The 21,475-nt window shown below is 64.2% G+C and carries 23 protein-coding genes; 3 read left to right on the top strand and 20 right to left on the bottom strand.

The genetic code is table 11. The annotated features are described in order from the left end of the window. Nucleotides 1-43: 43 nt before the first annotated feature. The 8 genes from MB818_RS04715 to MB818_RS04680 form a co-directional block, all read right to left on the bottom strand. Nucleotides 44-1,009 (bottom strand): ABC transporter permease, encoded by a 966-nt coding sequence (locus MB818_RS04715; RefSeq protein WP_234137271.1) that lies wholly within the window; start codon nt 1,007-1,009, stop codon nt 44-46. Continuing rightward, nucleotides 1,009-2,103, bottom strand: coding sequence for an ABC transporter permease (locus tag MB818_RS04710; protein WP_234142587.1), 1,095 nt, complete (start codon nt 2,101-2,103; stop codon nt 1,009-1,011). Before MB818_RS04710 ends, MB818_RS04715 begins: the two co-directional genes overlap by 1 nt. Continuing rightward, on the bottom strand, nt 2,103-3,632 hold the full coding sequence (locus MB818_RS04705; protein WP_238904155.1) for an ABC transporter ATP-binding protein: 1,530 nt from the start codon (nt 3,630-3,632) through the stop codon (nt 2,103-2,105). Before MB818_RS04705 ends, MB818_RS04710 begins: the two co-directional genes overlap by 1 nt. A gap of 123 nt (nt 3,633-3,755) precedes the next feature. Next, nucleotides 3,756-4,754 (bottom strand): BMP family lipoprotein, encoded by a 999-nt coding sequence (locus tag MB818_RS04700; protein WP_234137274.1) that lies wholly within the window; start codon nt 4,752-4,754, stop codon nt 3,756-3,758. A 157-nt stretch (nt 4,755-4,911) separates the two neighbouring features. Next, nucleotides 4,912-5,325 (bottom strand): GNAT family N-acetyltransferase, encoded by a 414-nt coding sequence (locus MB818_RS04695; protein WP_238904153.1) that lies wholly within the window; start codon nt 5,323-5,325, stop codon nt 4,912-4,914. After that, nucleotides 5,322-5,912 (bottom strand): tRNA (adenosine(37)-N6)-threonylcarbamoyltransferase complex dimerization subunit type 1 TsaB, encoded by a 591-nt coding sequence (gene tsaB / locus MB818_RS04690; protein WP_238904151.1) that lies wholly within the window; start codon nt 5,910-5,912, stop codon nt 5,322-5,324. The genes MB818_RS04695 and tsaB overlap by 4 nt, the downstream gene beginning before the upstream one ends. Then, entirely contained in the window at nt 5,902-6,465 is a 564-nt protein-coding gene (locus MB818_RS04685) for a NifU family protein (protein WP_234137277.1), read from the bottom strand. The genes tsaB and MB818_RS04685 overlap by 11 nt, the downstream gene beginning before the upstream one ends. Before the next feature lie 121 nt (nt 6,466-6,586). Beyond that, nucleotides 6,587-7,201: an FMN-dependent NADH-azoreductase gene (locus MB818_RS04680; protein ID WP_234142591.1), complete on the bottom strand. Its 615-nt coding sequence runs from the start codon at nt 7,199-7,201 to the stop codon at nt 6,587-6,589. 128 nt (nt 7,202-7,329) lie between these two features. Between MB818_RS04680 and MB818_RS04675 the strand changes: the two genes are divergently transcribed. Continuing rightward, nucleotides 7,330-7,920 (top strand): CGNR zinc finger domain-containing protein, encoded by a 591-nt coding sequence (locus tag MB818_RS04675; RefSeq protein WP_238904149.1) that lies wholly within the window; start codon nt 7,330-7,332, stop codon nt 7,918-7,920. 53 nt (nt 7,921-7,973) lie between these two features. Here the strand turns inward: MB818_RS04675 and MB818_RS04670 are convergent, their stop codons facing one another. Genes MB818_RS04670 through MB818_RS04650 form a run of 5 tightly spaced genes read right to left on the bottom strand, consistent with a single transcriptional unit; the run spans nt 7,974 to nt 11,516 of the window. Continuing rightward, on the bottom strand, nt 7,974-8,567 hold the full coding sequence (locus tag MB818_RS04670) for a 2-hydroxychromene-2-carboxylate isomerase (protein ID WP_234216085.1): 594 nt from the start codon (nt 8,565-8,567) through the stop codon (nt 7,974-7,976). Between the two features lie 7 nt (nt 8,568-8,574). Next, nucleotides 8,575-9,030 carry a universal stress protein gene (locus MB818_RS04665; RefSeq protein ID WP_234137281.1) on the bottom strand — a complete coding sequence of 152 codons (456 nt, stop codon included), beginning with the start codon at nt 9,028-9,030 and terminating at the stop codon, nt 8,575-8,577. A 39-nt stretch (nt 9,031-9,069) separates the two neighbouring features. Beyond that, entirely contained in the window at nt 9,070-10,134 is a 1,065-nt protein-coding gene (locus MB818_RS04660) for an AbrB family transcriptional regulator (RefSeq protein WP_238904147.1), read from the bottom strand. After that, nucleotides 10,131-10,994, bottom strand: a complete 864-nt coding sequence (locus MB818_RS04655) for a branched-chain amino acid aminotransferase (RefSeq protein WP_234216083.1) — start codon at nt 10,992-10,994, stop codon at nt 10,131-10,133. Before MB818_RS04655 ends, MB818_RS04660 begins: the two co-directional genes overlap by 4 nt. Before the next feature lie 60 nt (nt 10,995-11,054). Then, a complete protein-coding gene (locus MB818_RS04650) occupies nt 11,055-11,516 on the bottom strand; it encodes an Lrp/AsnC family transcriptional regulator (RefSeq protein ID WP_234142598.1) in 462 nt (153 codons plus the stop codon). Nucleotides 11,517-11,645: 129 nt separating this feature from the next. Here MB818_RS04650 and MB818_RS04645 point away from each other — a divergent pair, with 129 nt between their 5' ends. Then, on the top strand, nt 11,646-12,695 hold the full coding sequence (locus MB818_RS04645) for a Leu/Phe/Val dehydrogenase (protein WP_238904145.1): 1,050 nt from the start codon (nt 11,646-11,648) through the stop codon (nt 12,693-12,695). A 23-nt stretch (nt 12,696-12,718) separates the two neighbouring features. Here the strand turns inward: MB818_RS04645 and MB818_RS04640 are convergent, their stop codons facing one another. Further along, nucleotides 12,719-13,204, bottom strand: coding sequence for a VOC family protein (locus tag MB818_RS04640; RefSeq protein WP_234137286.1), 486 nt, complete (start codon nt 13,202-13,204; stop codon nt 12,719-12,721). A gap of 105 nt (nt 13,205-13,309) precedes the next feature. Then, nucleotides 13,310-14,326: a tryptophan--tRNA ligase gene (gene trpS, locus MB818_RS04635; protein WP_234142602.1), complete on the bottom strand. Its 1,017-nt coding sequence runs from the start codon at nt 14,324-14,326 to the stop codon at nt 13,310-13,312. Between the two features lie 85 nt (nt 14,327-14,411). On the opposite strand from trpS, the gene MB818_RS04630 reads away from it, so the two are divergent. Beyond that, nucleotides 14,412-15,098 (top strand): rhomboid family intramembrane serine protease, encoded by a 687-nt coding sequence (locus MB818_RS04630; protein ID WP_234137288.1) that lies wholly within the window; start codon nt 14,412-14,414, stop codon nt 15,096-15,098. Nucleotides 15,099-15,118: 20 nt separating this feature from the next. Here the strand turns inward: MB818_RS04630 and MB818_RS04625 are convergent, their stop codons facing one another. The 5 genes from MB818_RS04625 to MB818_RS04605 form a co-directional block, all read right to left on the bottom strand. Beyond that, nucleotides 15,119-15,310 (bottom strand): YgaP family membrane protein, encoded by a 192-nt coding sequence (locus tag MB818_RS04625; protein ID WP_234137289.1) that lies wholly within the window; start codon nt 15,308-15,310, stop codon nt 15,119-15,121. A 70-nt stretch (nt 15,311-15,380) separates the two neighbouring features. Beyond that, entirely contained in the window at nt 15,381-15,965 is a 585-nt protein-coding gene (locus tag MB818_RS04620; protein WP_234137290.1) for a Crp/Fnr family transcriptional regulator, read from the bottom strand. Further along, on the bottom strand, nt 15,962-17,503 hold the full coding sequence (gene murJ / locus MB818_RS04615; protein WP_234137291.1) for a murein biosynthesis integral membrane protein MurJ: 1,542 nt from the start codon (nt 17,501-17,503) through the stop codon (nt 15,962-15,964). The genes MB818_RS04620 and murJ overlap by 4 nt, the downstream gene beginning before the upstream one ends. After that, a complete protein-coding gene (locus MB818_RS04610; RefSeq protein WP_439653275.1) occupies nt 17,500-20,334 on the bottom strand; it encodes a [protein-PII] uridylyltransferase in 2,835 nt (944 codons plus the stop codon). Before MB818_RS04610 ends, murJ begins: the two co-directional genes overlap by 4 nt. Beyond that, complete coding sequence (locus MB818_RS04605) at nt 20,294-21,469, bottom strand: penicillin-binding protein activator (protein ID WP_234216079.1); 1,176 nt, start codon at nt 21,467-21,469, stop codon at nt 20,294-20,296. The genes MB818_RS04610 and MB818_RS04605 overlap by 41 nt, the downstream gene beginning before the upstream one ends. Nucleotides 21,470-21,475: the final 6 nt, after the last annotated feature.

Raw genomic sequence — 21,475 nt, 5'->3', positions numbered from 1 at the left:
TTTGCAGCGAACAGGACCGAAATTCCCCGGGGAACTGGCCCTATCACCGCTCTTTCACATAGGGCTCACCGCCCGCGCGCGGGGGAATCGCCTTGCCGACGAATCCGGCCAGGATCACAACGGTCAGGATATAGGGCAGGGCGTCCATCACCTGCACCGGGATCACCACGCCGCCCAGGTCGATATTCTGGAACCTGAGCGCAATGGCTTGCAGCAGCCCGAACAGCAGACAGGCCCACATCGCATGCAGCGGGCGCCATTTGGCAAAGATCAACGCTGCCAGCGCGATAAAGCCGCGCCCGGCGGTCATGTCCTTGACGAACCCGGCCTGAAGTGCAGTGGCCAGGTAGGCGCCGGCAATGCCGCACAGCACGCCGCAGATCATCACCGCCGCATAGCGCAGCCCCACGACCGAGACGCCGGCAGTATCGACAGCGGCCGGGTTCTCGCCCACCGCGCGCAGGCGCAGGCCGAAACGGGTGCGATACAGCAGCCACCAGGTGCCGGGCACCGCCAGAAACGCCAGATAGACCAGCACCGAATGGCCCGAGAGCAGTTCGGCATAGATCGGACCCAGAACGGGGATGCCGCTCAGCGTCTCGGCCAGCGGCCAGTCGATCGGTTCGAATCGGGCGCCACCGAACAGCGACGGCGTGCGTCCGCCTTGCTTGAACCAGTCCTGCGCCACCAGAACGGTCATGCCAGCGGCGAGAAAGTTGATCGCGACCCCGGAAATCAGCTGGTTGCCGCGAAAGGTGATCGAGGCCAGTCCATGCAACCCCGCCAGCACCAGAGACGAGGCGATCCCGGCAAGAAGGCCCAGCAGGACCGAGCCGCTGACCGCCGCAACGGCCGCGGAAAAGAATGCGGCCATCAGCATCTTGCCCTCAAGCCCGATGTCAAAAATGCCCGCCCGTTCGGAATAGAGCCCGGCCAGACAGGCGAGCAACAGCGGCGTTGACAGGCGGATCGTCGAGTCGAGCACCTGGATGATCGTCAGGAAATCCATCACGCTTTGCCTTTCCGCAGGGCCAGGAAGACTTTCTCCAGCGGCATCCGCACCATGTTGTCCAGCGCCCCGGTGAACAGGATCACCAAGGCTTGGATCACCACAATCAACTCGCGCGGGATATTGGTCCACAGAGCCAGTTCAGCGCCGCCCTGATAGAGAAAGCCGAACAGGATCGCGGCCAGAAACACCCCGAACGGGTGGCTGCGCCCCATCAGCGCCACGGCGATCCCGATGAAACCGGCGCCCTCGGTCGAGTTCAGGACCAGCCGCTCGGCCTCGCCCATCACGTTGTTGGTGGCCATCAGCCCGGCCAGTGCGCCCGAGATCAGCATGGCGACCATGGTGATCTTGAAGGGCGAGATCCCGGCATAAAGCGCGCCGCTCTCGGAATGGCCATAGGCGCGGATTTCATATCCCAGCCGGGTGCGCCAGATCAGCGCCCAGACCACGACACAGGCCAGCACCGCAACCAGCAACGACACGTTTGCCGGCGCCGCCTTGGAAAAGCTGATGCCGATCGGGGCCAGCAGCTCATGCAGGGTGGGCAGATGCACGGCGGCCGGAAAGCGTTCGCTGGCCGGGTCCATCGAGCCGTCGGGCCGCATCACGTTGACCAGCATATAGTTCAGCAAGGCCGCAGCGATGAAGTTGAACATGATCGTGGTGATCACGATATGGCTGCCTCGGCGCGCTTGCAGATAGGCCGGGATCGCGGCCCAGACGGCCCCGAACAGCATCGAGGCCGCGCAGGCGGCCAACAGCGCCATGGTCCAATGCGGCCAGGGGATGTAAAGGCAGATCATCGCCACGCCAAGCCCGCCCAGCATCGCCTGCCCTTCACCGCCGATATTGAACAGGCGCGCATGAAAGGCGACGGCCACGGCCAGGCCGGTGAACATGAAGTTGGTGGCGTAATAGAGCGTGTAGCCCCAGCCATAGGTCGACCCCAGCGCCCCCGATACCATCATGTTGACGGCGGCCACCGGATCCTCGCCGATGCCAAGGATCACCAGTGCCGACAGGATCGCGGCCAGGATCAGGCTGATCAGCGGGATCAGCACCACATCGGCCCATTTGGGCATCTTGTCCATCAGGCGGCCTCCCCGTTGACACCGGCCATGAGCAGGCCGAGTTCCTTTTCATCCGTCTCGTCGGGCAGGCGCTCACCCATGATATGGCCGTCGAACATCACCGCGATCCGGTCAGCAAGGCCAAAGATCTCCTCCAGTTCGACCGAGACGAGCAAAACCGCCTTGCCCTGATCGCGCAGGGCGACGATCTGCTTGTGAATGAACTCGATGGCGCCGATATCGACGCCACGCGTCGGTTGACCGACCAGCAACAGGTCGGGATTGCGCTCGATCTCGCGCGCCACGACGATCTTTTGCTGGTTGCCGCCCGAGAAATTCTTGGCCGCCAGCCAGCCATCGGCGGGGCGAACATCGAATTTCTCGATCTTGCGGTCGGTATCGGCGCGCAGGGCGGCGTTGTTCATGAAGATGCCGGATTGATAGGCCGGATCGTGGTGATAGCCAAAGGCCACGTTTTCCCAGGCGTGGAATTCCATGATCAGCCCTTCGCGCTGGCGGTCCTCGGGCACATGGGCCACATGCGCGGCGCGGCGTGCGCGGGCGTCGGATCCCGGGCCGCTCAGCGGCAGCGGGGCGCCGTTCAGCCGGATCGCGCCGCTGCCCGGTCGCATGCCGCCCAGCACCTCGAGCAGTTCCGACTGCCCATTCCCTGCGACGCCGGCGATGCCCAGGATCTCGCCCGCGCGCACGGTCAGGTCGATGCCCTTGACCCGTTCGACGCCATTTTCGTCGGTTACGCGCAGGTTTTCGATTTCCAGGATCGGCTTGCCGGGTTTGGCGGGCACCTTGTCGACACGCAGCAACACCTTGCGGCCCACCATCAACTCAGCCAGATGTTCGGGGCTGGTCTCGGCCGTCTTGACGGTGGCGGTCATCTCGCCCCGCCGCATCACGCTGACGGTATCGGTCGCCTCCATGATCTCGCGCAGCTTGTGGGTGATCAGGATGATCGTCTTACCCTCATCCTTGAGCCGGTGAAGGATGCGGAACAGCTGATCGGCTTCGGCCGGGGTCAGCACGCCGGTCGGCTCGTCCAGAATCAGGATTTCGGCCTGACGATACAGCGCCTTGAGGATCTCGACCCGCTGCTGCATACCGACGCCGATCTCTTCGATCACCGCATCGGGGTCGACATTCAGCTCGTATTCGGCGGCCAGCTCGGCCAGGGTGCGGCGGGCCTTGGCCAGCGAGGGTTTCAGCAACCCGCCATCCTCGGCGCCCAGAATGATGTTTTCCAGCACGGTAAAATTCTCGACCAGCTTGAAATGCTGGAACACCATGCCGATCCCGGCAGCAATGGCCGCCTGGCTGTCAGGGATCTCGGTCTTCTTGCCGTTGATCCATATCTCGCCCTTGTCGGCCTTGTAGAAGCCGTAAAGGATACTCATCAGGGTGGACTTGCCCGCACCGTTTTCGCCGATGATACCGTGAATGGTGCCGGGGGCGACGCTGATCGAGATGTCCTTGTTTGCTTGCACTGGCCCAAAGGATTTGGAAATCCCTTTGAGCTCGATGGCGGGGACGGTCATGTCTTGTCCTCGATGGCCGAAAGGGCGCTCATCCGCCCGGGCGGGCGTCTTCGCAAGGATGGTCCGCAGGGCCGAAGGAGCGCCGGGTGAATGCGGGCCGGAAGGTCCGGCCCGCGATCTGGATCAGAACTTCAGTGCGGGGCAGCTGTCGTTCTCGTAATAGCTCACCACGCTCAGCTTGCCGTCGATGATGTCCTGGCGGGCCTGATCAACTGCGGCCTTCATCTCGTCCGAGATAAGGGCGGCGTTGTTGTCATCCAGCGCATAGCCCACGCCCTCTTCGGCGAGGCCCATGTTGAAGACGCCGGTTTCGAGGTTTTCGCCGGCCTTCATCGCGTCATAGACGGCCACGTCGACGCGTTTCAGCATCGAGGTCAGCACCTTGCCGGGATGCAGGTGGTTCTGGTTGCTGTCGACGCCGATCGACAGGATGCCCTCGTCGGCTGCGGTTTGCAGCACGCCGACACCGGTGCCGCCAGCAGCGGCATAGACCACATCAGCGCCCTGGCTGATCTGCGCCTTGGTCAGTTCCGAGCCCTTCACCGGGTCGTTCCATGCGGCCGGGGTAGTGCCGGTCATGTTGGCCACGATCTTGACATCGGGGTTCACCGCCTTGGCGCCCTGGGCATAGCCGCAGCCAAAGTGGCGGATCAGCGGAATGTCCATGCCGCCGACAAAGCCCACGGTGCCCGATTTCGAAGCCATCGCCGCCATCATGCCGACCAGATACGAGCCTTCGTGTTCGGCAAAGCCGATCTGGCGAATATTGGGCGCGTCAAGCCAGGTCACGTCGACCGCGACGAACTTTGTGTCGGGATAGTCCGCAGCAACGGCGCTCAGCGGGTCGGCCATGGCAAAGCCCATGGTGATGACCGGGTTGGCGCCTGCCTCGGCAAAGCGGCGCAGCGCCTGCTCGCGCTGGGCCTCCGATTGCAGTTCGATCTCGCGGAAGCTGCCGCCGGTTTCCTCGGCCCAGCGTTGGGCGCCGTTGAATGCGGCCTCGTTGAACGACTTGTCGAACTTGCCGCCCAGATCAAAGATCAGGGCCGGTTCGGCCAGGGCGGCGCCCGCGGTCAACGCCATCGCTGCGGCGGCTCCCATCAGGGATTTCATCAGGGTCATCTTATACTCCCGTTGGTTATTGTTCCCGGGGCGGTGGCGGACCAGTCACCCCGCTCAGAGCGAGCAGAACTGCTGTGATGCTGGTAATTAAGGACGGTAGCAACCCTGCCGGTCAACCGCTTTTTGACCGCTTGGTCCGAGAATGCGGCGCTTGCCGTCAGGGCAGGGGGCGCTCCATCACGATGGCATCGGCTGTCTCTCCACTCGGACGCCGGTAATAGCCCCGGCGCAGACCGCAGGGCGCATAGCCGCAGGCGGTGTAGAGTGCAATGGCCGGGTCGTTATCGTCCGCTACGTCAAGCAGGGCGCGGGTGGCGCCGGCATGCGCCGCCTGTATCTGCCACTCATTCATGCAGGCGCGTGCCAGCCCCTGACGGCGGTAGACAGGGTCGGTGGCAATGGTCAACAGCTCGGCCTCACCCGCGATAAGCTGAAACAGGGCGAAGCAGCGGTTATCGCCGACCAGATGGTTGTACGGGTTGCCAAGCAGCGTCGCGAATTCCGCCTCGCTCCAGGGGCGCGACTGGGTGAAGGCGCGGCCATGCAGCCGGGCCAGGTCCGCCGGTGTCATGGATCGAGCAGCACCGGAGGCCGGTCGCGCGAGGGCGCCGCATCCGCCGGGCGGACATATAGCGGGGCGGGGGGAGTCGTGGCATCGCGCCAGCGGGTGGCGGTGGTCCGGGCGATGGCCTCTGCCAGCTGCTTGGGAGCGTATTCGGTCTGAAGCAGCCCAAACGCCTCGGCCTCTTGCCGGGGCATGAGCTGTGCCGTGCCACCTTCGGGCATCAAATAGACCTGATCGCGCGGCGCCGGAATCGCGGGCAAGACCCCCGACGGCGTCAGCGGCGCACGGGCTTCGAACCCGTCGACCCCGACTGCGGGAATGCCGAGCCCCAGTGCCAGGCCACGCGCGGCGGAAACGGAAATGCGGATACCGGTGAAGTTGCCCGGCCCGATGCCGACGCCGATGCCATCAAGGTCGCGCCAGCCCAATCCCGCTTCTCGCAGCATCTCTTCGAGCAGGGGCATCAGCCGCTCGGCCTGGCCGCGCGTCATCTCTTCGGCGGTAGCGGCAACGATCCGATCGCCCACCAGCAAAGCGGCCGCGCAATGCGCGGCCGATGTGTCGAATGCCAGAATGACCGGGTCAGACGGCAACGGGGCGCACCTCGGTCACTTCGGGGATGTAGTGGCGCAGCAGGTTCTCGATCCCCATTTTCAGGGTCAGCGTCGAAGAGGGGCAACCCGCACAGGCGCCCTGCATGTGGAGATAGACCACGCCCCGGTCAAAGCCGTGGAACGTGATATCGCCACCGTCCTGTGCCACCGCCGGGCGCACCCGGCTGTCCAGAAGCGCCTTGATCTGGGTCACGACCTCTGCATCCTCGCCGCTATGTTCGGCATGGCCCGAGGCGGCCTGTGCATCGGCGCCCATCACCGGCTGGCCGGACTGGTAATGCTCCATCACCGCGCCCAGGATCGCGGGTTTGATATGGTCCCACTCGACGCCTTCGGCCTTGGTCACGGTCACGAAATCATTGCCGAAGAAAACACCGGTCACCCCGGAGACAGCAAAGATGCGCGCGGCCAATGGTGATTTCTCGGCGGCGTCGGCCGAGGGGAAATCGGCGGTGCCTGCCTCCAGAACGGTCTGTCCGGGCAGGAATTTCAGCGTTGCCGGGTTCGGGGTCGATTCGGTCTGGATGAACATGGTCGGAATTCCTTATCGCTCCCCTCAGATATGAGGCGGCACCCGCCCCTTGTCAACTTTTGAACCATTCTAAATCTCGGGTTGGCCATGATCTGGCCAACCCGTTGACGTGCACCGGTGATCACATCGCGGTCAGGGTGGCTTGGGCGTGGTCATACCCCGCCTGCGGATCGTTCGTCAGCAGCGAAGGCTGGTATCTGACGATGGTCACATCCGTTATCCCGATGGTCTCAAACCACCATTTCAGATAGGTCGAGTGAAAATCGCTGCCATACTTTGCGTCCGCCCCCTCGGACCAGACGCCGCTGGTGGTCACCACCGTTGCCTTCTTGTTCCGCAGAAGGCCCGAATACCCCGCTTCAGGGTCGAAGCCGAACAGCATGCCGGGCTGGGTAATGATGTCGATATAGTGCTTCAGCCGATAGGGGATGCCGCCGTTCCACATCGGGACACCGATCACGATGTGATCGGCCGCCATGAAGCGGTCCGTGATCCGTGCAACCTCGGACCAGGCTTGTTCCTTGGCGGGGTCCATCTCGCCCACTCCGAAAAAGGTCATCTTGGCAGCGGCTGGATCGCCGTCAAAGGCGGGCAGGTCCTCGTCCCAAAGGTCAAGGCGATCCACCTGGAGAGTGGGGTCCTTGGCGCGTTGTGCGGTGACGAAGGTCTCGGCAAGCGCGTTCGATTTCGATGCACTTCCGCGGGGCGAGGCGACGATATGAAGAAGGGTTGGCATAGGTGGGCTCCTTTGTAACCATTAAAAGTGAGATAATCGGTTACATGAGGGTGGAAACTTGTAAAGGGCATTTTAGGGGGTTACATAATGGGTCACGCCAACGTGACCTGACTCGGGGCATTCGATCCATGCGCACCACGCTTCCACCGCCTTATCTGATTGCCGACAACACAGGGGTCGAGTTGCTGAACTCGATGGGGGCGCCCTATGGCGAGGAACTGGACTGGTTGCGGAACGGTACCGAGATGCTGTGTTGGATGCAGTCCGTCGGATTGCTCACCGCCCAAGAGGCAGAGGCAGTACGCAACACGCTTGAGGCACAGGAACTTGAGGCCGCCGCCTCTGACCTGCGGGACCTGCGGGCCGCGTTTTGCGACAATGTCCCCGTGGCCTCGGCCGAATTCCTTGACCGTCTGAATGCCTGTCTTGCCGAAACCAGCCGGCATGACCGTATCGTCGTGACACAAGAGGGCGTACCGGAATTGCAGCAGGTGCCAAGACTTCGAAATGGCCGCGATCTGGTCGGCCTGTGCGCCGCCGCCATCGCCGATTTGTTGTGCCAGGGAGAACCCGGCCGGACCCGTCAATGCGACGGACCGACCTGCACCTACTGGTTCCGCGATACCAGCAAGAACAATCGGCGCCGATGGTGCAGCATGGCCGTCTGCGGCAACCGGGCCAAGGTGGCGTCACATCGCGCCCGCGCAAAATCGGATTGACCTCGACCGCGCGTGCGAACGGGTTTGAAAACGAAGCCTAGGACGTGGGGCAATCAGGATTGGGCAGCCAGCGCCAATGCCTGGTCCAGCCGATCATCGCCCCAGAACAGCTCCTCCCCCACCACGAAACTGGGGGCGCCGAACAGGTCAAGCGCGGCGGCGCGCTCGCCCTGGGCAAACAGCGCGGCCTTGATCTCGGGCGCCTTGGCCCGCTCCATTGCCTCGGGCGGCAATCCTGCTTCGGCCCAGCACGAGGCCAGCACGTGCGGATCCGAAATCACCAGCCCACGCCCGAATTGCGCGCCATAGACGGCGCGGACAAAGGGCGCGATGTGGCCCATCTCGCGGGCCACCAGTGCCAGTCGTGCCGCCGGAAGCCCGTTTTGAGGGAACGGGTCGGGTCGCGTCAGCGGCAGGCCCTGCCGGGCACAAAGCCGCTCCATGTCGCGCCACATGTACCGCCCCTTGGCCGGATAGAGGTTGAAGGGCGAACTGGTCCAGCCCTGCGCGGCAAAGATCGGCCCCAGCAGGAATGGCTCCCAGTCGACCGAGACCCCCAACGCTTCGGCGGCCCGTTCGATCCGCATCGCCGAAAGATAGGAATAGGTCGAGGCAAATTCGAACCAGAATGAAATGCGCTTGCCCATGCCCGCCTCAGGTGATCGCTTCGAGCTTTTCCTTGCTCAGGTCGCCCGGCACGATGGTTATGGGAATGGGCAGGCTGCCCGACGAGCGGCTCATTTGCGACACCAGCGGGCCGGGTCCCTTCTTGTCGGTGCCAGCACCCAGAACAAGAACCCCGATTTCGGGGTCTTCCTGAATCTGTGCGATGATCTCGGGTACGGCCTCGCCCTCGCGGATCACCAATTCGGGCTCAACCCCCTGCTTGTCGCGCATCCATTTGGCGAACACCTCGAAATGCGCGTGGATACGCTCGCGTGCCTCTTCGCGCATCACTTCGCCGACGCCGATCCAGTGGTTGAATTCGTCCGGCGGTATGATCGACAGGATCGCCACCCCGCCACCTGTGTGCGCGGCGCGCATGGCGGCAAACCGCATCGCGTTCAGGCACTCGCGGCTGTCATCCAGTACAACAAGAAACTTGCGCATCTCGGTCCTCCACAATCCCGGTCAATCTGCCTGAGGGGCCTAACGCTGTCCATCGCTTTTCCCTGCCGCCCTCCGCGCCACGTTGGTGGCATAGAGGGTCAGGACGACGGCCAGTACCGACAGGCGGAACAGATGCGCCGCCGCGACAAAACTGGGATCGGCGCCCAGGGCGGCGCTGAGAATGATCATGGTTTCAAGGCCGCCGGGCGAAAAGCCCAGCAACACATCCAGCAGCGGCAGACCGGAAAGATAAGAGGCCGGGAGCGCCACCAGCGCCGCCAGGCCCGTGGTCACGGTGACGATGGCCAGACCCGCTGTCAGGCTCTGGCGCAGCTCGCGCCACCCCATGCCGCCAAACCGGGTTCCGATCAGCGTACCCATCAGAACCAGCGCCGCCTGCGCGGCCCAGCCGGGCAGACCACCTGCCGTCCAGCCCGCAAGATGCGTCGTGGCGGCCACCAGGATGCCGGCAATCAGCACATGGGCCGGCAGCCTGGCTGCTTTCAGCAAGGGGGCAAGCAGCAGGGCCGCGACGAGTTGGACAAGAATCCAGGCCCATGGGGTCACAGCCGAGGCCTGCGGCAGGCCCGGTCCAATGTCGATCCCCGCCAGGGTGGCCGCCAGAGGCACCAGCAGTGTCAGCGCCATCAGGCGGATCGAGGCCAGCACGACGGGACGTGTCAGCGACAGGCGCAGACTGTCTGCCAGAGCGATGACAAGACTCAGGTGACCGGGTGCCGCCGCGAGAAATGCTTCGTCCTGGTCGATGGGCAAGAGACGTGGAATCAGCCAGCGTCCGGCCCAGGGCGTGACCAGCGTCAGTCCGGCCAGCAGGCCGAAAGCCACCGGCCAGCGCATCATCGCCTCGATGCTTTCAGGGCTCACCATCGAGCCGATGCTGAGGCCGACGATGAGAAAGCCCGCGTCGCGCAACTGTGGCGAGATATGAAGCGACAGCCCCGAAAGTCCCGCCAGCGATACCAGAACGGCGGGCCCGGCCAACAGGGCCATGGGAAAGAGAAGCAGCGCCGCAACCAAGGCGCCACATGCGCCCACCGCTAGCGTCAGCAGGTCCCGACGCAGCTCTGCAAAGCGCAGGATCACGCGTTGGTTTTCGCCCAGTCCCAATAGAGAGCGCGCGCGCGACGGGCGATCGGGCCGATCTGGTACTGGGTGTCGTCCAACGCGGTGACTGGGGTCACCTTGCTCATGTTGCCGGACATGAACACTTCGTCGGCCGCGTGGAAATCGGCAAAGCTCAGCACCGTTTCATGCACGGCGATACCATCGTCGCGCAGGTTCTTGATGTGGCGCGCGCGGGTGATACCAGCCAGGAAGGTGCCGTTTGCGATGGGTGTGAACACCTCGCCATCCCTGACCATGAAGATATTGGCGGTGGCGGTTTCGGCCACATTGCCCAGCGCATCGGCCACCAACGCGTTGGTGAATCCCTTGGATCGCGCCTCGCGCAGCATCCGGGCGTTGTTGGGGTAAAGGCATCCGGCCTTGGCGTTGACCACCGCGTCCTCGAGCACCGGGCGGCGGAACCGGGTGGTGGTCAGCGTCGCCGAGGCCGTGGCGGGCGCCATCGGGATTTCTTCCAGGCAGACGGCGAAGCCGGTGCTGTCGGCCATCGGGATGATCGCGGTCGGATCGCCGTCTATCCCCCAATACATCGGCCGGATATAGACCGCCTGATCCGGGCGATAGGCCTTGAGCCCCTCGCGCACGATCTCGATCATGTCTTCGGTCGACACCGTGGGGGTCAGCATCAGCGCCTCGGCCGAGCGGTTGACCCGCGCGCAATGCGCCTCAAGATCGGGGGCCATTCCGTCAAAATAGCGGGCACCGTCAAAGACGCCCGATCCCAGCCAGGCGCCGTGATCGGCGGCGCGGATGATCGGGGCGTCGCCCTCGTGCCAACTGCCTTGGAAATAGGTGCGGATATTGCTGCCGGTTGCCATGATCGCCTCCCTCGGGTTGGTATCAGGGTAGGCTTGACTGGGTCAGAGGTCCAGACCTTTCTAGCCGCGGATCGCGGGCAGGCTGTCGCGCTGGACCATGGTGCGCAGGGCGAAGTTGGACCGCAAATTTCGAATGCCGGGGATCTGCATCAGCCGGTTTTCCAGAAACGCATCGAAGGCCGCCAGATCGGCTACCAGGACCCGCAGCAGGATATCGCGCGAGCCGGTCATCAGATAGCATTCCATCACCTCGTCACAGGTGCGGATCGCCCGTTCGAATGCATCGACGGCGGCGCGCTCCTGCCGCTCCAGTTCGACCGAGACAAAGACCGACACGCCCAGCCCCAGCTTTGCCGGATCAACCCGGGCGCTGTATCCGGTGATCACGCCGTCACGCTGCAACCGTTCCAGCCGCCGGGCGCAGGGGGTGGGCGACAGCCCGACCTTGTCGGCCAGATCCGAGATGGTCATGCGCCCGTCACGTTGCAGGGCGCGGACAATGCGATGGTCGATCTGATCCATTGGTGAATATCTCCAATATTATCAAAAGTAATGGTGAATATCTCTAACCTCTCCCGACGCCGCGCGCAATCTTGGTGAAAAACAGCGCCGCAGTTGTGGCAGATAGAGAGCCATTCAGCGGAGGATTCCATGCAGATTACACCCGTCGCAGCGCCCGAACACGAACAGGTGGTCCGAATAGCGGACCCTGAGAGCGGGCTTCTGGGCTTTATCGCCATCCACTCCACCCGGCGCGGTCCCGCTGCGGGCGGCGTGCGGATGCGCCCCTATGCGCAAGAGGCAGACGCGCTCAACGACGCGCTGCGCCTGTCGCGCGGCATGACTTACAAGAACGCCGCCGCGGGTCTTGATCTGGGCGGTGGCAAGGCGGTGATCATGGCCGATCCCGCAACCCAGAAGACACCGGACCTGCTTGCCGCCTTCGGGGCTGCGGTCGAGGCACTTGCGGGCCGTTACTGGACCGCCGAGGATATGGGCATGACCCCTGCCGACATGGCGCGGATCGGCACCCGCACCGCCTGTGTTGCGGGTCTCGCCGATGGGGATTTCGCCAGTGGCGACCCCTCGCCGATCACCGCGCGTGGCATCTTCAACGCGATCCGTACCGCTGCGCGGCACCGCTTCGGCTCGGACGATCTGCGCGGGCGCACCGTCTCGGTGCAGGGGCTGGGCCATGTGGGTCACTACCTGTGCGGCTATCTGCATGACGCGGGCGCCAAACTGATCGCCACCGATATCGACGCGGGCCAGGTTGCCCGCGTGGCTGAGGAATTCGGCGCCACCGCCGTCGCGCCCGATGCGATCTACGGGGTCGAGGCCGATATCTTTGCCCCCTGCGCCATCGGTGCCATCCTGAATGCCGAGACCATCCCGCAGTTGAAGGTCAGGGTGGTCGCGGGCGGCGCCAACAACCAGTTGGCCACGCCCGAGGATGCCACCCGTCTGCACGATCTGGGCATTCTTTACGCGCCCGATTACGTGGCCAATGGCGGCGGGATCATCAATGTGGCAACCGAGATCCTCAAGATCTCGGGGCGCGAGGCCTGGGTTGCCGGCCGCCTTGCGGCGCTGGACGACACCATGGACCGTATCCTGACCCGCGCCCGCACCCTGTCGGTCAGCCCGGCCGAGGTGGCAGATGCGACCGTGGACGAGATCCTGCAGGCCAAGGCTGCCTAAAAGTAGCGTGACCGGGGCCGGTCCTAACCGGCCTCGGCCAGCAGCGCGGGGATATCGAGCGGCGCGTTGACCATGGCCAGATTACCCTCGGCATCGCGCGGCCAGTCCTCGGGCGCGCGGTCGCGATACAGCTCGACCCCGTTGCCGTCGGGATCGCGCAGATAGACGGCCTCGCTGACCCCGTGATCGGCAGCGCCGTCGATGGCTATCCCGGCCTCGACCACCTGACGCAGCACTGCCCCCAGCGCCTTGCGGTCGGGGTAGAGGAAGGCCGAATGATACAGCCCGGTCGCCCGAGCGGGCGGTTGCGGACCGCCCCGGCTGTGCCAGGTGTTCAGCCCGATATGGTGGTGATAGCCACCGGCGCCCAGAAAGGCGGCGGCGTCGCCGTATCTCTGTTGCAGTTCGAACCCCAGAACATCGCGATAGAACACGATAGCCCGGTCCAGATCGGACACTTTCAGATGGACATGGCCGACACAGGTGCCGGCGGGGGCGGAATAGGTCATGATGCGTCTCCTTTGCCCGATTATCGGATGGATCCGCGTTCCGGCAAAGGGTCGATCCCGCGCAGATCTCCTGCGCGGACGCACATTATTCTTGATACTTGGGTGTCAGGACACCATGCCGACGATTTCATAGGTCCGTTTCAGGATCGGCGCGGTGATCGCGCGGGCGCGTTCAGCGCCACGTGCCAGGATGCGGTCGATCTCGGCCTGATCGTCCATCAGCCGCGCCATCTCGGCCGAGATTGGCGACAGTTTCGCGACCGCGAGTTCCGCCAGCATCGGCTTGAACTCTCCGAACTGTTTGCCGCCCACCTCGGCCAGCACCTGATCGACGCTCTGATCCGCCAGTGCGGCATAGATGTTGATCAGGTTGCGCGCCTCGGGGCGTCCCTCCAGCCCCTCGGCCTCGGATGGCAGGGCGTCGGGGTCGGTCTTGGCCTTGCGGATCTTTTGCGCGATGGCATCGGCATCGTCGGTCATGTTGATCCGGCTCATGTCCGAGGGGTCGGATTTCGACATCTTCTTGGACCCGTCGCGCAGGCTCATCACCCGCGTTGCCGCGCCCTCGATCACCGGTTCGGTGACGGGAAAGAAATCGACGCCGTAATCGTGGTTGAACTTGATCGCGATGTCGCGCGTCAGTTCCAGATGCTGTTTCTGGTCCTCGCCCACCGGCACATGGGTGGCGTGATAAATCAGGATGTCGGCGGCCATCAGCGACGGATAGGCAAACAGGCCCAGCGAGGCGTTCTGCTGGTTCTTGCCCGCCTTGTCCTTCCACTGGGTCATCCGCTGCATCCAGCCCATGCGGGCGACGCAGTTGAAGATCCACGCCAGTTGCGCATGTTCGGGTACCTGGGATTGGTTGATCAGGATCGACTGTTCCGGGTCGATCCCGGCCGCGATGAAGCCTGCACACAGTTCCCGCGTGGAATGCGCAAGTTCCTTGGGATCTTGCCAGACGGTAATCGCGTGGAGATCGACCATGCAATACACGGTCTCCATCTCGGGTCCCTGCATATCCACAAATCGCTTGAGCGCACCGAGGTAGTTACCAAGATGCAGGTTTCCCGAAGGCTGGATGCCGGAAAACACACGCGGCGTGAACTGGGTTTCGGTCATGATGGGGAACTCCCGTCTGGAAAATTCGGCCCCCGTCGCTTACCCATGGGGCAAAGGGACGTCAACAGCCGCGAAAGGCCCGCCCATGAGCAGTGATAACGATACATCGCCGGTCAATCCGCTGCCGCCCGTCGTGGTGGCGCTGGTCCTCTTCATCATGGGGATCGAGATCGCCTTCTCGCTGGGCGCGCGCGGCATCGTCGGCGGGCCGCAGGCGGTGGGCTGGCGGCTGGCGGCGATGCAGTCCTATGCCTTCTCACCCGATATCCTGACCTGGATGTGGGAGACGGGGCGCTGGCCTGTCGAACACGTGATCCGGTTTGTCAGCTATCCCTTCGTCAACGCCTCGTTCACCCAGTCGCTGTTCGTATGTGTCTTCGTGCTGGCGATGGGCAAGATGGTGGCCGAGAGCTTTGGCAGCCTGGCGATGCTGGTGGTTTTCGTGGTCTCGGGCATCGGCGGGGCGCTGGGATATGCACTGATGACCGGGTCGCCGGTGGCGCTGATCGGGGGGTTTCCACCCGTCTACGGGTTGATCGGCGCCTTTACCTGGCTCTTGTGGCGCAAGCTGTCGCTGGTGGGGCAGCATCAGGCGCGGGCGTTCAGTCTGATCGCCTTTCTGATGGGGGCGCAGCTGCTGTTCGGTCTGCTGTTTGGCGGCGGGTTGGACTGGGTTGCCGATCTGGCGGGCTTTGCCACCGGATTTGCGCTGTCCTTCTTCCTGTCGCCGGGCGGCTGGGCGCGGATGCGCGGCCGGATCCGCCACGATTAGGGCGGTCCGGCCGGGCAGGTTTATTTCTTCAGCGGGCAGGTGTTCAGGCCCAGGATGGTATAGAGCGGGCAGGACCCCACCAGCCCGGTCAACAGCGGGATCAGGCCGACCAGGCCCCACATGGTCTTGGGGCCGATCACGGTCAGCGACAACAGGACGAGGCCCAGAATGATACGGGCGGCGCGGTCGAGGGTTCCTGCATTACGAGTCATTTGCGAATCCTTTCAGGTCAGAGGTCTGTGCCCCTTGTGGCCGATCCCGCGGTCGCTGTCGGTGACAGTGTCACCGTTCCTCTGCGGCAATCCGTTCCAGCCCGGACCGGTCGCACAGCGTCACCTGTCCGCGCGCCAGTTCCACCAGGCCCTGACGCGCGAATTCGGCCAGCCGGCGACTGACAAAGGCCCGGCCCGAGGCGGTCTCGGCCGCCAGCGCCTCATGCGTTGCGGATACTGTGTCGCCTTTTGCCAACCGCAACAGCACCCGCGCCAGCCGCGTGTCGAACCCAGTCAGGGCCACGTCCTCGACCAGATGTTCGAAATCGGCAAACCGGCGTGCCACCGCCTGCATGACCTCGGTGCGGAACGCCTCGTTCTGGGCCAGCGCGGTGCGGAACTCTGCATGGCTCATCAGATGGCCGCGCACCCGGGTTTCGGCCACCCCTTCGGCGCTGTAGCTGCGACCCTCGGTGAGGCAGGCAAAGGTTTGCAGGCAGACATCGCCCGGCCCGACCCGATAGAGCACCACCTCGCGCCCGTTGGCGGCGGTCAGGGTGACGCGGATCGAGCCTTCGTCCAGGCGCAGGAAACCGGGGCAATCCTGCCCGGCGCGGAACAGGACGGTGCCGGCGGGACAGTCAAGCGCGCTCATGACCGCCTCAACGCGCGGCGGAATTCCGACAGGCGAAAGGCGCCGATCAGATGGCCGACCCCGAAATAGACCACAGCAGCAAAGAGGATCAGCGCCAACAGGCCCAGATAGCGCCAGCTGGGCAGGCCCAGCACCCAGCCGAGCGGGATCAGCACCGCATAAAGCGCCGCCCCCATGATCAGCGAGGCCGCCAGGATACGCCAGGCGCGACGGTGAAAGCGGGTGTCGAACCGGGCCACGTCTCCCATGCGGCGAGCGCCCAGGGAAAGCTGCGCCACCATGGTCCAGCCCGCGACGGTGGTGGCGATCGCGGGCGCGATCCAGCCCAGCAGCGGATAAAGCGCAAAGGCCAGCACCGCATTTACCACCATGGCCACCACCGCATAGCGGAACGGGCTTTTGGTGTCTTCGCGGGCAAAGAACAGCGGCTGGAACACCTTTTGCAGCATGAAGGCGGGCAGGCCCAGCCCGTAGACCGCGACAGCCAGAGCGGTGGCGGCGCTGTCCTCGGGCGTAAAGGCGCCGCGCTGGAACAGCACCGCGACCAACGGCAGCGGGATCGCTACCAGCGCCATGGCCGAGGGCAGGGTCAGGATCAACGAGAACTCGCCCGCGCGCGAATAGGCATCGCGCGCTCCGGTATCGTCACCGGCCCGCAGGCGGCGCGACAGATCGGGCAAAAGAACGATCCCCACCGCGATGCCCACCACGCCCAGCGGCAGTTGATAAAGTCGGTCCGCCGCAAAGAGCCAGCTGACCGCGCTTTCGGTGCGCGAGGCGACAAGCTGTCCCACCACCAGGTTGATCTGCGTCACCCCCATCGCCAGCGCGGCGGGAAAGGCCACCCGCACCAGCCGCCGCATGTCTGGGCTGAGCCGGGGAAGGCCGGGGCGCAGTCGGATGCCCGCACGCTCGGCCGCGACCCAGACCAGTGCCAGCTGCGCCACACCCGCGACCGGGATCACCCAGATCAGCCAGTCGATCACTTCTCCACCCAGTGCCGAGCCGGCCAGCATCGCGGCGCAGGCGAACACGTTCAGCAGAACCGGCGCGGCGGCAGCGGCGGCAAACCGCCCGGTGGCGTTCAGAACGCCGGAAAACAGCGCCGCCAGCGACATGAACAGGATATAGGGAAAGGCGATCTTGCCGTATCCCACCGCCAGGTCGAACCGCGCGTCCCCGGCAAAGCCGCTGGCGGTGACCCAGATCAGCGCGGGCATGAAAATCATGGCCAGCGCCACCAGCGTCAGCACCGCCGTACCCAACAGGTTGAACGCCTGCTGGGCAAATCCCTCGGCATCCTCGCCGCCTTCTAGCCGTTTCGAGAACATCGGCACGAAAGCCGCGTTGAACGCACCCTCGGCAAAGAAGCGGCGGAACAGGTTGGGCAGGCGAAAGGCCGCCACAAAGGCATCCATAACCGGGCCGGGGCCGATATAGGCGGCCAACAGGATCTCGCGCACGAAACCCAGAATGCGGCTGGCCAGTGTCCAGAAACCGACCGTGAAGAAACCGGCCATCATGCGAACGGGCTTCATGATGCGGCAGCCCGTTCTGCACCTTCGGTTATGGCCTTGCGCAGCTTTGTCTCAAGCGTGCGCTGCTTGGCCTCGGAATGGTATTTCAGTCCGAACATGTCCTTGACATAGAAACTGTCGACCACCTGTTCGCCATAGGTCGCGATCACCGCATTGGCGATATAGACATTTGCCGCCGCCATTGCCCGGGCCAGATCATAAAGCAGGCCGGGCCGGTCGCGGGTATCGACCTCGATGATCGTGTAGATGTCCGAGCCTTCGTTGTCGAAGGTGATATGGGTCGGCACGTTGAATGCCTTTTCCCGCTTCTTGATCTTGTCGCGGGATTTCAGCGCGTCGCGGGCCACCACCTCGCCCTTGAGGGTTTTCAGGATCATCTGGCTGAGCCGGGGCAGGCGCGCGGCCTCGTAAGGGTGGCCTTCGGCGTCCTGGATCCAGAAGGCATCGGTCACGTAGCCGTCCTTGGTCGTATAGCTGCGGGCATCGACCACGTTCGCGCCAACCAGCGCCAAGGCGCCGGCCATCCGTGAAAAGATACCGGGATGATCGGCCATGGCGAAACAGGCGCGGGTGGCATCGCGGTCCTCGTCCGGGTCGAGCCGGATTTCGATGCCGCCGGGATCGCCGCTTTGTTCCAACTGGAGCAGCATCTCGGCAAAGGTGACATGGGTCTCGACATTGAAGCCCTGCCAATAGGGCGGATAGTGGCGGGCGATCTCAGTCTTGATCTCGCCTGCGGGCCAGTCGGACAGGGCCGAGCGCAGCGCCTTCTTGGCCTCGTTTCCGCGCCCTTCGCGGTTCAGTGCCTCCATCCCCATTTCCAGCGCCCGCTTGGTTTCCGCATGTAAGGCACGCAACAACGTGGCTTTCCAGTTGTTCCAGGTGTTGGGGCCGACGCCGCGAATATCGCAGACGGTCAGCACCGTCAGCAGGTCCAGCCGCTTGACCGTCTGCACCGCCTTGGCGAAATCGCGCACGGTTCGCGGGTCGGAGATGTCACGCTTCTGCGCCATGTCCGACATCAACAGGTGATAGCGCACCAGCCATTCCACCGTTTCGCAATCGGCCTTGGACAGGCCCAGACGCGGCGCCACACGGCGGGCGATACGGGCCCCGAGGATCGAGTGATCCTCGGGCCGGCCCTTGCCGATATCGTGCAACAGCAGCGCCACATAAAGAACCTTGCGGTTGACCCCGGCCTTGAGGATGGACGAGGCCAGCGGCAGCGACTCGACCAGTTCTTCCTTTTCGATCTGGGCGAGGTTGATAATGGTCTGGATCGTATGCTCGTCCACCGTATAGCTGTGATACATGTTGAACTGCATCATCGCCACGATGGGTTCGAATTCGGGCACGAAGGCCGACAGCACCCCCAATTCGTTCATCCGCCTGAGCGCCCGTTCGGGGTTGCCGTGTTTCAGCAGCAGGTCCAGAAAGATGCGCCGCGCCTCCTTGTTGTTGCGCATGTCGTCATCGATCAGGTCCAGATTGGCGGTCACCAGCCGCATTGCATCCGGATGGATCAGCATGCCGGTGCGCAACCCCTCCTCGAAGATGCGCAGCAGGTTCAGCTTGTCGTCCAGAAAGGTCTCGGGATCGAGCACGTCGATCCGGCCATGTACCACCTTGTACCCCTGCTTGACCCTGCGGCGACGGCGAAAGATGCGCTCCAGCAGCGGCGCGCCCTTCATATGCGACGCTTCGAGCTTGGTCAGGAAAATCCGCGTCAGTTCGCCCACGCGCGTGGCCTCGCGAAAGTATTTCTGCATGAACACTTCGACTGCGCGGCGCCCGGCGCGGTCCTGATAGCCCATGCGCTCGGCCACTTCGACCTGGAGATCAAAGGTCAGCTGTTCAGTGGCCCGCCCGGTAACCAGATGCAAATGCGCGCGCACCGCCCACAGGAACTCTTCGGCCTGTACAAAGGTGCGGTATTCCGATGCGGTGAACAGGCCCAGCGGCACCAGTTCGGCGGTTTCCTTCACCCCATAGATATATTTGGCGATCCAATAGAGCGATTGCAGGTCGCGCAGCCCGCCCTTGCCCTCCTTCACATTCGGTTCGACCATGTACCGCTCGCCCTGCTTGCGGTGGCGGGCGTCGCGCTCCTCCAGCTTGGCCTCGATGAATTCGCGCTGGGTATCCTTGTAAAGCTCGCTTTTCAGACGCTGATCCAGCGACCGCGCCAGGGGCGCATGCCCGGCCAGGAACCGGTGTTCCAGCATCGCGGTGCGGATGGTGAAATCCTCGCGCCCGAGCCGCACGCAATCCTTTACCGTGCGCGAGGCATGCCCGACCTTCAGTCGAAGATCCCAAAGGATGTAGAGCATCGATTCGATGACGCTCTCGGCCCAGGCGGTGATCTTGTAGGGGGTCAGAAACAGCAGATCGACATCGGAGAACGGCGCCATCTCGCCGCGCCCGAACCCGCCCACCGCCAATACCGCGATCCGTTCGCCCTGGGTGGGTGTGGCCAGCGGGTGCAGGATTTCCGAGGCCACATACATCGCCGTCTTGATAAGCCCGTCGGTCAGATAGGTATAGGCGCGGGTCAATGGTCGCGCGGCAAAGGGGTCGCCCGCAAAGCCTGCGGCGATCGCGGCCCGGCCCGATTTCTGAACATCGCGCAGAATGGCCACGACCGCGCCACGAAGCGCTGCGTTGTCGGCTGCTGCTGCCGCCGCCTCGTTGATCCGCGCGAACACGGCCGGGGTGTCGAACACCTCGGTCGGGTCGCAGATCAGATCGCCGGTCAGCCAGGGCTGGATCGGCAGGGACGTATCGGTCGGATCAGAATCCGGCGCCGGAGAAGCTTTGTGGGGCAGGGTCAATCACAACCACCTGTTTGTTCTGGATCGTGGCCACGGCCAGCCCCCGTTCATTAGTCCCGTCGGGGCGCAGACGGAAGATGCCACCGACACCCTGGAACCCAGCACTTTGGGTCAGGGCGGCGCCAGTCAACGCATCCGACTTGCCCGCGCCCACCAGCGCGCCGATGGCGGCAATGCCGTCATAGGCCAGCCCGCCGATCGGGTGCGGTGCGCCGCCATAGGTGCTTTGATACCGGGCGCGGAACGCCTGTGCCTTGGACGGGTCGGGCAGTGCGAACCAGCCGCCCTGCACGCCGGGCAGTTCCAGCGTCTGCGCCGGAATGTCCCAGCGGGTCAGGCCGATATACTGGGTCTCGGCCGACGATACGCCCGCCTCGGGCAAAAGCTGGGTGTAGAGCGGCAATGCCCCGGCCGTGGTCGAGGTGAAAAAGATCGAGTCCGCGCCGGTCCCGTCCACCGTTGCCTTGACCTGCGGGATCGAGTTGATCACGCCCTGCTGCGACCGTTCATAGGCGACCGTTCCGGCCAGTTTGGCGCTGCTGCGCGATATGGCGTCGGTGATCGCCGCCCGGCCCAGCTGCCCGGCCTCGTCGTTGCTATGTACCACGACGATATCGCCCTTACCCTGCCGCGCTGCGAAATTGACCAATCGGTCTGCGCTGTTGTTGAAGGTCGGCCCCAGGACAAACACGTTGCCACCAGCGATGTTGACGTTGTTGGAGAAGGACAAGACGTTGATGTTGTCGCTTAGCACCGCCAGCCCGGCGGCGTTGGCGGCCTGGGCATAGACCGGGCCGAGGATGATCTTGGCGCCGTCTCCGACGGCCTGTTTGGCAACCGCAGCGGCAGTGCCCGCATCGCCTGCGGTGTCATAAACCCGTAGGTCGATCTGTACGTTCTGCAGGTCCGCAATCGCCAACCGGGCCGCGTTTTCCAGGCTTTGCGCCAGAACCGCGTCACCCGACTGGGCCGAGCCGCGCGGAACCAGCAGCGCAACGGGGACCGGTTTCGAGGTATTGATGCTGGGACCGCCGCCACCGATGGCGACCGGCTCGCAGGCCGATAACAGTGCAGCCGCCGCCAAGGCCATCGCGGAAAGGGCAATCTTGCGGGCGGGGTTGAAAACGGCAAACATCTAATC

This window comes from Ruegeria alba (assembly GCF_022321465.1).
Classification (GTDB): domain Bacteria; phylum Pseudomonadota; class Alphaproteobacteria; order Rhodobacterales; family Rhodobacteraceae; genus Ruegeria_B; species Ruegeria_B alba.
The sequence above is the reverse complement of the archived record's forward strand: the minus strand, read 5'-3'. Positions and strand labels throughout refer to the sequence as shown.

Excerpts from the sequence above, each read along its gene's own strand:
- MB818_RS04715 (WP_234137271.1), bottom strand. The coding sequence starts at position 1,009 with ATGGATTTCCTGACGATCATCCAGGTGCTCGACTCGACGATCCGCCTG.
- MB818_RS04710 (WP_234142587.1), bottom strand. The coding sequence starts at position 2,103 with ATGGACAAGATGCCCAAATGGGCCGATGTGGTGCTGATCCCGCTGATC.
- MB818_RS04705 (WP_238904155.1), bottom strand. The coding sequence starts at position 3,632 with ATGACCGTCCCCGCCATCGAGCTCAAAGGGATTTCCAAATCCTTTGGG.
- MB818_RS04700 (WP_234137274.1), bottom strand. The coding sequence starts at position 4,754 with ATGACCCTGATGAAATCCCTGATGGGAGCCGCCGCAGCGATGGCGTTG.
- MB818_RS04695 (WP_238904153.1), bottom strand. The coding sequence starts at position 5,325 with ATGACACCGGCGGACCTGGCCCGGCTGCATGGCCGCGCCTTCACCCAG.
- MB818_RS04685 (WP_234137277.1), bottom strand. The coding sequence starts at position 6,465 with ATGTTCATCCAGACCGAATCGACCCCGAACCCGGCAACGCTGAAATTC.
- MB818_RS04680 (WP_234142591.1), bottom strand. The coding sequence starts at position 7,201 with ATGCCAACCCTTCTTCATATCGTCGCCTCGCCCCGCGGAAGTGCATCG.
- MB818_RS04675 (WP_238904149.1), top strand. The coding sequence starts at position 7,330 with ATGCGCACCACGCTTCCACCGCCTTATCTGATTGCCGACAACACAGGG.
- MB818_RS04670 (WP_234216085.1), bottom strand. The coding sequence starts at position 8,567 with ATGGGCAAGCGCATTTCATTCTGGTTCGAATTTGCCTCGACCTATTCC.
- MB818_RS04665 (WP_234137281.1), bottom strand. The coding sequence starts at position 9,030 with ATGCGCAAGTTTCTTGTTGTACTGGATGACAGCCGCGAGTGCCTGAAC.
- MB818_RS04655 (WP_234216083.1), bottom strand. The coding sequence starts at position 10,994 with ATGGCAACCGGCAGCAATATCCGCACCTATTTCCAAGGCAGTTGGCAC.
- MB818_RS04650 (WP_234142598.1), bottom strand. The coding sequence starts at position 11,516 with ATGGATCAGATCGACCATCGCATTGTCCGCGCCCTGCAACGTGACGGG.
- MB818_RS04645 (WP_238904145.1), top strand. The coding sequence starts at position 11,646 with ATGCAGATTACACCCGTCGCAGCGCCCGAACACGAACAGGTGGTCCGA.
- MB818_RS04640 (WP_234137286.1), bottom strand. The coding sequence starts at position 13,204 with ATGACCTATTCCGCCCCCGCCGGCACCTGTGTCGGCCATGTCCATCTG.
- trpS (WP_234142602.1), bottom strand. The coding sequence starts at position 14,326 with ATGACCGAAACCCAGTTCACGCCGCGTGTGTTTTCCGGCATCCAGCCT.
- MB818_RS04630 (WP_234137288.1), top strand. The coding sequence starts at position 14,412 with ATGAGCAGTGATAACGATACATCGCCGGTCAATCCGCTGCCGCCCGTC.
- MB818_RS04625 (WP_234137289.1), bottom strand. The coding sequence starts at position 15,310 with ATGACTCGTAATGCAGGAACCCTCGACCGCGCCGCCCGTATCATTCTG.
- MB818_RS04620 (WP_234137290.1), bottom strand. The coding sequence starts at position 15,965 with ATGAGCGCGCTTGACTGTCCCGCCGGCACCGTCCTGTTCCGCGCCGGG.
- murJ (WP_234137291.1), bottom strand. The coding sequence starts at position 17,503 with ATGAAGCCCGTTCGCATGATGGCCGGTTTCTTCACGGTCGGTTTCTGG.
- MB818_RS04605 (WP_234216079.1), bottom strand. The coding sequence starts at position 21,469 with ATGTTTGCCGTTTTCAACCCCGCCCGCAAGATTGCCCTTTCCGCGATG.